Raw genomic sequence first — 12,627 nt, 5'->3', positions numbered from 1 at the left:
TGGTCATAGGTGGCTAGTCGTCGTCGTCCAGCAGCGCCGCGTTGACCAGGTCGTCGAGGTCCATGTCGGCGATGTCCTTTTCGGTGGTCGCCGGCGCCGCGGACTGCGCGTTGCCGTTGGATTCGTCGGCCAGCGCCAGCAGCAGTTCCAACACGCCGGCCTGTCGGAGCCGCTTGACCGGAATCGACCCGACGACGCGCTGGATCTCGGCTTCGCCCGGCGCCGCGCCCCCCGGGGTTTGTTCCGACGCCCCCACGAGTTCTCGGTGCATGTAGCCCGCCAGCGCCGCGGAGTTCGGATAGTCGAAGATGAGCGTGGGTGAAAGCGCCAGCCCGGTCGCGGCTTTGAGCCGGTTGCGCATCTCGACTGCGGTCAGGGAGTCGAAGCCAAGCTCCTGGAACGCCCGGTCCGGGTGGATCGCCTCCGGGCTGGAGCTGCCGAGCACGGTGGCGATGTGCGAACGCACCAAGTCCAGCAGTATCGCCTGCTGCTCGTCCTCGGGGAGCCCCTCGAGGCGTTGCAGCAGAGCGGATTTCGACTTGGCGGCGGCCAGCGAGTCGTCGACCTGGCGTCGCGTCGGCGCGTTGATCAGATCGACGAACATGGGCGGCAGCGTGCCCGAGTCGAACTTGACCCGCAGCGCCGCGAGGTCGATGTGGGCGGGCAGCATGAACGGCTCGTCGACGATGAGCGCGGTGTCCATCAGCTCCAGCGCCTGCTCCGAGGACATCGCGACGATCCCGTCCCGGCCGAACCGGGCGAGGTCGGCGGCGCCCAGCCCACCGGTCATGGCGCTGGCCTGATCCCACAGCCCCCAGCCCAGCGAGATCGCCGGCAGGCCGTGGGCGCGTCGATGCGCGGCCAACCCGTCCAGGAACGAGTTGCCGGCGGCGTAGTTGGCCTGTCCCGAGGCGCCCGCCAGGCCGGCGATCGACGAAAACATCACGAAGGCCGACACATCCAGGTCGCGGGTCAACTCGTGCAAGTTCCATGCCGCATCGACCTTGGAACGCAGCACCGCGGCCATCCGCTCGGGATTCAGCGACGTCACCACCGCGTCGTCCAAGACGCCGGCGGCATGGATCACCCCCGTCAGCGGGCGTTGCATCGGGATGTCGGCGATCACCTTGGCCAAGGCCTCGCGGTCGGCGGCATCGCAGGCCACCGCCTCCGCGTGCGCGCCGGCCGCCCTCAGCTCGGCCACCAGCTCCGCCGCCCCCGGCGCATCAAGACCGCGCCGGCTGACCAACACCACGTTCCGCGCGCCGTGGCGGGTCACGACGCGCCGCGCGACCGCCGAACCGGCCATCCCGGTGGCGCCGGTGATCAACACGGTGCCCGCCGTCCACGCGTCCGGCATGGTCATGACGACCTTGCCGACGTGGCGGGCCTGGCTCAGATAGCGCAGCGCGGCGGGCGCACGGCGCACGTCGAATCGGGTCACCGGCAGCGGCCTCAGCACGTCTTCGGCGAACATGGCGGCCAGCTCGTCGAGCATCTGGGCGATGCGGTCCGGTCCGGCTTCGAAGAGATCGAAGGCGCGGTAACGCACCCCGGAGTGGTCGCGCGCGACGACCTCGGGGTCGCGGATGTCGGTCTTGCCCATCTCCAGGAACACCCCGCCCGGCGCGACCAGCCGCAAGGAGGCGTCCACGAATTCGCCGGACAGCGAGTCGAGCACGATATCCATCCCGGCCGTGCCGGTCCTGCCGGTGACCGCGCGGAACTTGTCCTCGAACTCAAGGCTGCGCGAATCGCCGATGTGGTCGTCGTCGAACCCCATGGCCCGCAGCGTGTCCCACTTGCCACGGCTTGCCGTCGCGAACACTTCCAGCCCGATCTGGCGGGCCAGCTGGACCGCGGCCATTCCTACCCCGCCGGCGGCGGCGTGCACCAGCACCCGCTGACCGGGCTTCGCGGCGGCCAGATCCACCAGGGCGTAGCGCGCCGTGGCGAACACCACCGAAGCAGTCGCCGCGGCGGTGTGTGACCATCCCGCCGGCACCTTGACAAGCAGGCGCTCGTCGGTTTTGGCGATCGTTCCGGTGCCGTCAGGGAACAGCCCCATGACGCGGTCGCCGACCTCGAAACGCCCGTCCTGCGAGGCGGTTTCGGTGATCACGCCGGCTGCCTCGATGCCCATGATCGCGTCCGGGTCGGGATAGAGGCCCAACGCGATCATGACGTCACGGAAGTTAGCGGCGATGGCCGACAGCGCCACCCGCACCTGCCCGGGTCCCAGCGGCGCGTCGGCGTCGGGAATCCGCTCTATCCGCAGATTCTCGATCGTGCCGTAGCTGCTCATGCCCAACCGCCACGGGCCCTGCTCGGGCGGCGTCAGCAGGCCGCCGACCGCGCGGCTGCCGAGCACCCGCGCGGTGTAGACCATCCCGTTGCGCCGCAACGCCTGCGGCTCGCCGACCGCCAACACGGCGGCGATCGCGTCGGGATCCAGCGGCGCGTCCGTGTCGACGAGCACGATGCGGCCGGGGTGTTCGGTCTGCGCCGACCGCACCAGGCCCCACACCGCCGCGCCGGCCAAATCGGTGACGTCCTCCCCGGGCAACGTCATCGCGCCCCGGGTCGCCACCACCAGCGTCCCCGTGACGTCGCGGGACAACCAGGACTGCAGCACCGGCAGCACCGCTCGCGTCGCCGCGTACACCTCGGTGATCACGTCGCCCGACACCGGCTCCGATTCGAACAGCACCACGGATAGTCCGGCCTCGCCGTTGTCGGATTCCGCGGATTCCGGTGCACCCCAAGCGCTTACCGACACCGGCTGCACCGTCGATGTCGGCTGAGCGGACCAAATCAGCTCGAAGAGCCGGTCCGGTCCCGAGTTAGACACCGCGGCCAGGAGCTGCTGATCGGTCACCGGACGGGCCACCATCGATGCCACCGAGAGCACCGGCAGTCCGAGCCCATCGGCCAGTTCGATCGATACCGCCGAGGCGCCCACGGGCATGATCCGGGCGCGCACCGCCGCCGCCCCCGCGGCGTGCAACGACACCTGCTGCCAGGAGAACGGCACCAGTATCGAACCCGGGGCGAGCTCGTCGCTCTCGGACGACAAGATGACCGCGTGCAGCGCCGCGTCCAGCAGCACCGGGTGGACCCCGAACCCGCTCACCGACACCCCGGCGTCGGACGGCAGGGTCACTTCGGCGAAGATTTCGTCGCCACGGCGCCACATCGAGGTCAGGCCACGGAACGCGGGCCCGTACCCGTAACCACGCTCGGCCAGTTGCTCGTACCCGTCGCCGACCTCCACCGGGACCGCACCCGCGGGCGGCCACGCGGACAGGTCCGCGCCCGGCTCCACCGACCCCGCGCGCAGCACGCCTTCGGCGTGCAACGACCAGCCCGAGCCCGCTTCGGCGCGTGAGAACACGGACACCGCGCGCGCGCCCGAGTCGTCCGGGCCACCGACCACGACCTGAACCGCGACCGAGCCACCGGCCGGGAGCACCAGCGGCGCGGCCAGATTCAACTCGTCGAGGATTCCGCAGCCCACCTCGTCGCCGGCGCGGATGGCCAACTCGACGAATCCCGCACCCGGGAACAGCACGACACCGCCGACGGCATGATCGGTCAGCCAGCCTTGCGTACCCGGCGACAACCGACCGGTCAACACCACCCCACCCGACGCCGGCAGTTCGACCACCGCGCCCAGCAGGGCGTGTTCGCCGGGGGCCAGGCCCAGGCCCGCGGCATCGGCGGGGGCATCGTCGCGCGAGAGCCAAAAGCGCCGCCGGTCAAAGGCATACGTGGGCAGTTCGACGAGATTCGCCGTGCCGATGGCGCCGCGCCAGTCCACCGCCATGCCGGCGACGAACCCGTGCGCGACGGCGTTGACCAGGGCCGTCGGCTCCGGCCGGTCCTTGCGGAGCGCGGACATCGTCGTCACCGGGTTGTCGGCCAGCGTTTCCTCGATCGACGCCGTCAGACCGCTGCTCGGGCCGACTTCGAGGAATCGGTTGCCGCCGGCCGCATGGACGAATCGGACGCTGTCGGCGAATCGCACCGCCTCGCGGACGTGCCGCTTCCAGTACGCCGCGGTTCCGAAGTCATCGGTGGCCAGCCCGCCGGTCACGTTGGACACGATCGGGATGGTCGGCTTGCCGATGGTCAGTCCCGCCGCCACGGTGCCGAATTCGTCGATCATGGCGTCCATCAACGGGGAGTGGAACGCGTGCGAGACGGCGAGTTGATGGACGCGGCGGCCCTCGGCGCGGAGCTGGTCGGCGATCGCGGTCACCGCGCCTTGCGTTCCCGAAATCACCACGGAGGCAGGCCCGTTGACGGCAGCGATGCCCACGCTGTCTTGTTCGGAGGGCACGAGCAGCGGCCGCACCTCGTCTTCGGTGGCCTGCACGGCGACCATCGCCCCGCCCGAAGGCAGCGCCTGCATGAATCGGCCGCGGGCGGCGACGAGGACGGCGGCGTTCTTCAGCGACAGGACGCCGGCGGCGTGGGCGGCGGACAGCTCGCCGATCGAATGGCCCATCACGAAGTCGGGGTGTATGCCCCAGGATTCGAGCAGCCGGAACAGCGCGACTTCCACCGCGAACAGCGCCGGCTGCGCGAATTCGGTGGTGTTCAGCAGGCTTTCGTCGCTGCCCCAGATGACGTCGCGCAGGGGGCGCAGCAGGTGCTGGTCCAGTTCGGCCAGGACGGCGTCGAAGGCCTCGGCGAACATCGGGTACGCGTCGTGCAATCCCCTACCCATGCCGAGTAGTTGGGAGCCCTGACCGGGGAAGACGAACACGGTCTTGCCGCCGGGCGCCGCCGTCCCGCGAATGATTGATTGGGCCAGTTCGTCTGCGGCCAGCTCGTCCAGCCCGGCCAGCAGGCGGTCACGGTCGTCGGCGACGATGACGGCCCGCTGTTCGAAGGTCGACCGGCCCGCCAGCGTCCAGCCCACATCGACGGCGTCCAGATCCGGGTGGGCGCGCAGATGGGTCGCCAGCCGGGCAGCCTGAGACCTCAACGCCGACGGCGATTTCGCCGACACCACCCACGGGAGGACCGGCACCTCGGGGCGCTCGGTGACCTCAACGGTTTCGGCGGGGGCGGCCTCGATGATCACGTGGGCGTTGGTGCCGCTGATGCCAAACGACGACACCCCCGCCCGCCGCGGACGATCCGCACCCCACGGCTGGGCCTCGGTCAGCAACGACACCGCACCCGCCGACCAGTCGACATGCGGGCTGGGCTCATCGACATGCAGTGTCGCGGGCAGCGTTTCATGGCGCATGGCCTGCACCATCTTGATCACACCCGCCACACCCGCCGCGGCCTGCGTGTGACCCATATTCGACTTGATCGACCCCAGCCACAACGGCCCGCCCGAACCACGGTCCTGCCCGTACGTGGCCAACAACGCCTGCGCCTCGATCGGATCACCCAGCGTGGTCCCAGTGCCGTGCCCTTCCACGACGTCGACCTCCGACGCGGCCAGGCCCGCGTTGGCCAGCGCCGCACGCACCACCCGCTGCTGCGAGGGACCATTGGGCGCAGTCAACCCATTGGAGGCACCATCCTGATTGACCGCCGAACCCCGCACCACCGCCAACACCGGATGACCCAACCGCTGCGCATCCGACAACCGCTCCACCACGAGCATGCCGCCGCCCTCGGAGAATCCGGTGCCGTCGGCCGCGCCGGCGTACGCCTTGCACCGGCCGTCGACGGACAACCCGCGCATGCGGCTGAACTCGACGAAGATGTCGGGCGTCGCGTTGACCGTGACGCCGCCGGCCAGCGCCAGATCGCACTCCCCCGAACGCAGCGACTGCACCGCCATATGCAACGCCACCAACGACGACGAGCACGCCGTGTCCACCGACACCGCCGGACCCTCCAGCCCCAGCACATACGACACCCGCCCCGAGGCCACACTCGAGGACTGACCGGTCAGCCGGAAGCCCTCCGCGGTGGGCGCGGCGTCGATGCCGTAGCCCTGCGTGTACACGCCGGCGAACATGCCGGTGGCGCTGCCACGCAGCGCGCCGGGTTCAATTCCCGCCCGCTCCAAGGCTTCCCAGGACAGCTCGAGGAACATGCGTTGCTGCGGATCCATCGCCAGGGCCTCACTCGGCGCGATGCCGAAGAAGGCCGGATCGAAATCCGCGACACCATCGACGAAACCGCCGGTCCGGGTGTAGCAGGTGCCCGGGACGTCGGGATCCGGGTTGTACACGCCGGCCAGATCCCAACCGCGATCGGTCGGGAAATCGGAGAGGACGTCGCGGCGCTCGGTGAGCATCTGCCACAGATCCTCGGGCGAATTCACCCCGCCGGGATAGCGGCACGCCATGCCGACGATCACGATCGGATCGTCCTCGGTGGCGCGCGCGACCGGGGCGTGCTTGATCTCCTGCGGGGCCCCGGCGAGTTCGGTGCGGATGTAGCCGGCCAGGCCGTTGGGTGTCGGGTAGTCGAATATCAGCGTGGGCGAAAGCGCCAATCCCGTCGCGGTTTTGAGCCGGTTGCGCATTTCGACCGCGGTCAGCGAGTCGAAGCCCAACTCCTGGAACGCCTTGTCCGGGTCGATCGCCTCGGCGGAGGTGTTGCCCAGCACGGTGGCGATGTGGGAGCGCACCAGGTCCAGCAGCACGGCGTGCTGCTCGGCCTCGGACAGGCCGTCGAGGCGATGCGCCAGAGCCGATTTGGACTTCGCGGCCGCGAGCGAGTCGTCGACCCGGCGCCGCGTGGGCGCGTTGACCAGGTCGGTGAACATCGGCGGCACCGCGACCGCGTGGGCGCGCAGCGCGCCGAGATCGATGCGGGCGGGCGCCAGGAAGGGTTCGTCGACGATCAATGCCGTGTCGAACAGTTCCATGGCCTCGTCCGAGGACAGCGCCAGGATCCCGTCGCGGCCCAGCCGGGCGAGGTCGGCGGCGTCGAGCCCGCCGGTCATGGCGCTGGCCTGGTCCCACAGGCCCCAGCCCAGCGAGATCGCCGGCAGCCGGTGCGCGCGCCGATGCGCCGCCAGCGCGTCGAGGAACGAGTTCGCGGCGCCGTAGTTGCCCTGGCCCGACGAGCCCACCAGCCCGGCCATCGAGGAAAACATCACGAACGCCGACAGATTCAGGTCGCGGGTCAGTTCGTGCAAATTCCAGGCCGCGTCGATCTTGGCCCGCAGCACCGCGTCGATCCGCTCGGGTGTCAGCGAGGTGAGCATCGCGTCGTCGAGCACGCCGGCCGCGTGGATCACGCCGGACAGGGGCCGAGTCGCCGAGAGTTCGGTGATCACCGCGGCCAGCGCCGTCCGGTCGGCCGCGTCGCAGGCGATCACTCGCGCCCGGGCGCCGGCCGCTTCCAGCTCGGCGATCAGCTCGGCGGCTCCCGGCGCGTCCGGTCCGCGCCGGCTCAGCAGCGCCAGGTCCTCGACGCCGTGGTGCGCCACCAGGTGACGCGCCAGCGTCGATCCCGCCATGCCGGTCCCGCCGGTGATCAGCACGGTGCCCGAGGCCAGGCCGGCACCCGGTCCGGTAGGCACAGTCATGACGACCTTGCCGATGTGGCGGGCCTGGCTCAGATACCGCAAGGCCGCGCGACCGCGCCGCACGTCAAAGGTGGTCACCGGCAACGGTTTCAGGACCCCGGCGTCGAACAGGCCGGCGAGCTCGATCATCCACTGATGCATGCGGGGACGTCCGGGCTCGAACAGGTCGAAGGCGCGGTAGCGGACGCCCGGGTATTCCTGGGCCACCGCGCCCGGGTCGCGGATGTCGGTCTTGCCCATTTCCAGGAACATGCCGCCGGGGGCGACCAGGCGCAGGGAGGCGTCGACGAATTCGCCGGCCAGCGAGTCCAGCACCACGTCCATGCCGGCCCCGCCGGTGACCGAGCGGAACTTGTCCTCGAACTCGAGGCTGCGGGAGTCCGAGATGTGGTCGTCGTCGAAGCCCATGGCCCGCAACGTGTCCCATTTGCCGCGGCTCGCGGTGGCGAACACCTCCAGGCCGAGGTGCCGGGCGAGCTGGACGGCGGCCATCCCGACCCCACCCGCGGCGGCGTGCACCAACACTCGCTGCCCGGGCTGGACCTCGGCCAGGTGGATGAACGCCATGTAGGCGGTGGTGAAAACCGCTGAGATGCCGGCGGCTTCGGCGTAGGACCAGTCGGCCGGCTTGCGCTGCAGCAGACGGACGTCGCCGGGCACCAGGGTGCCGCTGCCGTCGGGGAAGAAGCCGTACACCGAATCGCCGACCTCGAATTCGGTGACTCCCGGTCCGACCTCGACCACGACTCCGGCGCCTTCGCCGCCGAGCAGCGCCTCGTGGGTGAACATGCCCAGGGTGATCATGACGTCGCGGAAGTTGGTGGCGATCGCGCGCAGGGCCACCCGAACCTGACCCGGCTCCAGCGGAGCGTCGGCGTTGGGAACCGGCTCGAGTTGCAGGTTTTCGAAGGTGCCCGCGCTGCTGATGCCCAGCCGCCAGGGGCCGCTTTCCGGGGGTGTCATGATGCCGTCGACCGCACGGCTGCCCCGCACCCGTGCGGTGTGGGCCTTGCCGTCGCGCAGCAGCACCTGCGGCTCGCCGACGGCGAGAGCGGTCGCTATCGCGCTATCGTCCAGCGCGACATCGGAATCCACCAGCACGATCCGGCCGGGATGCTCGGTCTGCGCCGACCGGACCAGCCCCCACACCGCCGCGCCGGCCAGGTCGGAGACGTCCTCCCCCGCCAGTCCCATCGCGCCGCGCGTCGCGACGACCAGCACCCCGGAGTCGTGCTCGGACAGCCACGACCGCACGGCGGCCAGGGCCTCATGCGTGCGACGATACGATCCCGTGACCGGGTCTTCCTCGGCCGCAAGGGATTCGAAGACTTCGTGCGGGGGCGTCTCGCCCGCGCCGGCGGTCGCCGGCGACCACTCCAGCTCGAAGAGCCGGTCGGGACCCGAGGCCGACACCGCCGCGCGCAGCTGCCGCTCGCTCATCGAGCGCGCCACCATCGCGCGCACCGACAGCACCGGCAATCCGAGGCCGTCGGCCAGTTCGATCGACACCGCACTGGCGCCCGCCGGCGCGATGCGTGCGCGCACCGCCGATGCGCCCGCGGCGTGCAGCGACACGCCCTGCCAGGAGAACGGCAACACCACTTCGTCGGTGTGGTCGGCCATTTGGTGGCCGATGACCAGCGCGTGCATGGCCGCGTCGAGCAGCGCCGGGTGCACGCCGAACCCATTGACGCTCCCGGCGGCGTCGGGCAGCCGCACCTCGGCGAAGATCTCGTCGCCGCGCACCCAGGCCGCGGTCAGGCCCTGGAACGCCGGGCCGTAACCGTAACCGCGGGCGGCCAATTGCTCGTAACCGTCGGCCGGGTCGACCGCGACGGCGCCCGCCGGCGGCCAGGCCGACAGGTCCGCGCCCGGCTCGACCGAGCCGGTGCTCAGTGTGCCCTCGGCGTGGCATACCCAGCCCGAGCCGGTGTCCGGCCGCGAGAAGATCGACACGACGCGCTGACCGGTTTCCGTGGCCGGGCCCACCACGACCTGTACGGCCACCGATCCCGCTCCGGAGCCCTTGGCGGGCAACATCAATGGCGCCTGCAGGGTCAGTTCGTCGACCGTCGAACACCCGACTTCGTCGCCGGCGCGGATCGCCAATTCCACAAAGCCGGCCCCGGGGAACACGACCGCACCGGACACGGCGTGGTCGGTCAGCCAGCCCTGCAGGCTGGGCGAAAGGCGGCCCGTCAGCACGACCCCGCCCGAGGACGGCAGTTCGACCACTGCGCTCAGCAGCGGGTGCTCGCTGGCTCCCAGGCCCAGGCCGGTGGCGTCGGCCGCGGCTCCTTCGCCGGACAGCCAAAACCGCCGGCGGTCAAAGGCATACGTGGGCAGCTCGACGAAGCCGGCCCCGTCCAGCACACCACGCCAACCCACGCTCACTCCCGCGACGAACGCGGTGGCAGCGGACGTCAGGAATCGGTCGAGCCCGCCGTCGTCGCGGCCCAGGGTCGGAATGACCTTGGCTTCGGAGGCCTCGGCGTCGCGGCCGGCATGGTGGTTGGCGGTGTCCTCGATGCCCGCGACCAGGGCCGGGTGCGGGCTGGATTCGATGAACGTCCGGTATCCGTGCTCGCTCGCGCTCCGCACGGCCTGGTCGAACTGCACGGTCTGCCGGATGTTGCGGTACCAGTAGTCGGCGTCCAAACCCGCTGTGTCCAGGCGGTTTCCGGTCACGGTGGAAAAGAACGCGATGCGCGAGGAACGCGGCTCGATGCCGGACAGCGCCTGGGCGAGGTCGTCGCGGATCGTCTCGACCTCCACCGAGTGCGAGGCGTAGTCCACGTCGATGCGCCGGGTCCGCAGTTCGAGGTCGGCGCAGAACCCGACGAGTTCGTCGAGCGCGGCCACGTCGCCCGACACCACGACCGCCGACCGGCCGTTGACGGCGGCGATGCTGACCCGACTACCATAGGGCGCCAACAACTCCCGGGCCCGCTCGGTGCTGCAGGCGATCGACAGCATGCCCCCGGGGCCGGCCAGCGAGCGCAGCAGCTTGCTGCGCAGCGTGACCACCCGGGCTGCGTCGCGCAACGACAAGGCTCCCGCGACGTAGGCCGCGGCGATTTCCCCTTGCGAGTGGCCGATCACCGCGTCCGGGCTCACCCCGACCGATTTCCACAGCTCGGCCAGCGACACCATCACCGCGAAGAGCACCGGCTGCACCACGTCGACGCGATCCATTCCGGGTGCGCCGGGTGCCCCGCGCAGCACGTCGATCAGCGACCAGTCGACGAATTCGGCGAACGCCTCTTCGCACGCCTGGATCTGTTGTGCGAATACAGGTGCGGTATCGAGCAGTTCGATGCCCATGCCCAGCCATTGGGAGCCCTGTCCGGGGAAGACGAACACGGTCTTGCCCGCCGGCGTCGCGATGCCCCGCAGGACGGACCCGGTCGGGTCATCGTTGGCCAGCTCGTCCAGCCCGGCCAGCAACCGGTCCCGATCGGCGGCCACCACGACGGCGCGATGCTCGAACGTCGCGCGACCGGCCAGCGTCCATCCCACGTCCGCGACGTCCAATTCGTGGTGGGCACGCAGGTATTCGGCCAGCCGCGCCGCCTGGGCCGCCAGCGCCCTGGCCGACTTCGCCGACAACGCCCACGGCACCACGGGCACCGTGGGCACCGTGGGGCGCTCGGTGACCTCAACGGTTTCGGCGGGGGCGGCCTCGATGATCACGTGGGCGTTGGTGCCGCTGATGCCAAACGACGACACCCCCGCCCGCCGCGGACGATCCGCACCCCAGGGCTGGGCCTCGGTCAGCAACGACACCGCACCCGCCGACCAGTCGACATGCGGGCTGGGCTCATCGACATGCAGTGTCGCGGGCAGCGTTTCATGGCGCATGGCCTGCACCATCTTGATCACACCCGCCACACCCGCGGCGGCCTGCGTGTGACCCATGTTCGACTTGATCGACCCCAGCCACAACGGCCCGCTAGTACCCCGATCCTGCCCGTACGTGGCCAACAACGCCTGCGCCTCGATCGGATCACCCAGCGTGGTCCCGGTGCCGTGCCCTTCCACGACGTCGATCTCCGACGCGGCCAGGCCCGCGTTGGCCAGCGCCGCACGCACCACCCGCTGCTGCGAGGGACCATTGGGCGCAGTCAACCCATTGGAGGCACCATCCTGATTGACCGCCGAACCCCGCACCACCGCCAACACCGGATGCCCCAACCGCTGCGCATCCGACAGCCGCTCGACGACCAGGATCGCCCCGCCCTCAGACCAGCCGACGCCGTCGGCCGCGCCGGCGTACGCCTTGCATCGCCCGTCGGGTGCCAGTCCCCGGTGCCGGCTGAATTCGACAAAGACCGTCGGCGTGGCGTTGACGGTCGCGCCGCCGGCCAGCGCCAGATCGCACTCCCCCGAACGCAGCGACTGCACCGCCATGTGCAAGGCCACCAACGACGACGAGCACGCCGTGTCCACCGACACCGCCGGACCCTCCAGCCCCAGCACATACGACACCCGCCCCGAGGCCACACTCGAGGTCATGCCGGTCAGCCGGTAACCCTCGATCTCCTCGGCGAGCATGCCGTAGCCCTGCACGATGAGCCCCGCGAACACCCCGGTGGCGCTGCCACGCAGGCCACTGGGGTCAATCCCGGCCCGCTCCAACGCTTCCCAGGACAGCTCCAGCAACATCCGGTGCTGGGGATCCATCGCCAGGGCTTCACTGGGCGCGATGCCGAAGAAGGCCGGATCGAAATCCGCGACACCGTCGACGAAACCGCCGGCGTTCACATAGCACTTGTGGCGGGCGTCGGGATCGGGGTCGTACAGCGCCCCGAGGTCCCATCCTCGGTCGGCGGGAAACTCCGAGATCACGTCGCGGCCGTCGGCCACCATTTGCCAGAGCGACTCGGGGCTGTCGACGCCGCCGGGAAAGCGGCAGGACATGCCGACGATCGCGATCGGCTCGCTTGACCGCTCCAGTAGCGCGCGATTGGTGCGCTTCAGGCGTTCAACCTGGACCAGCGCTTTCCGCAGCGCCTCGGTCGCATGCTGGAGTTGGTCCACCATCACTAAACCTCGCCCTAACCCTCACCTAATGTCTGGCCGTCTTGTCCCGCCGGCTGCGGTTGTCGCCGATT

Annotated in this window: 1 protein-coding gene; it reads right to left on the bottom strand. The window is 70.5% G+C overall.

Features of this window, described 5'->3' with window-relative positions:
• Window positions 1–13 precede the first annotated feature (13 nt).
• A complete protein-coding gene (locus tag P6281_RS11820; protein WP_324738900.1) occupies window positions 14–12,556 on the bottom strand; it encodes a type I polyketide synthase in 12,543 nt (4,180 codons plus the stop codon).
• Window positions 12,557–12,627 lie beyond the last annotated feature (71 nt).

The sequence above is a fragment of the Mycobacterium sp. 5-140-3-2 genome (assembly GCF_035666375.1).
GTDB lineage: Bacteria > Actinomycetota > Actinomycetes > Mycobacteriales > Mycobacteriaceae > Mycobacterium > Mycobacterium intracellulare.
Note: the sequence above shows the minus strand (reverse complement) of the source record. Positions and strands in the feature narration are given on the sequence as shown.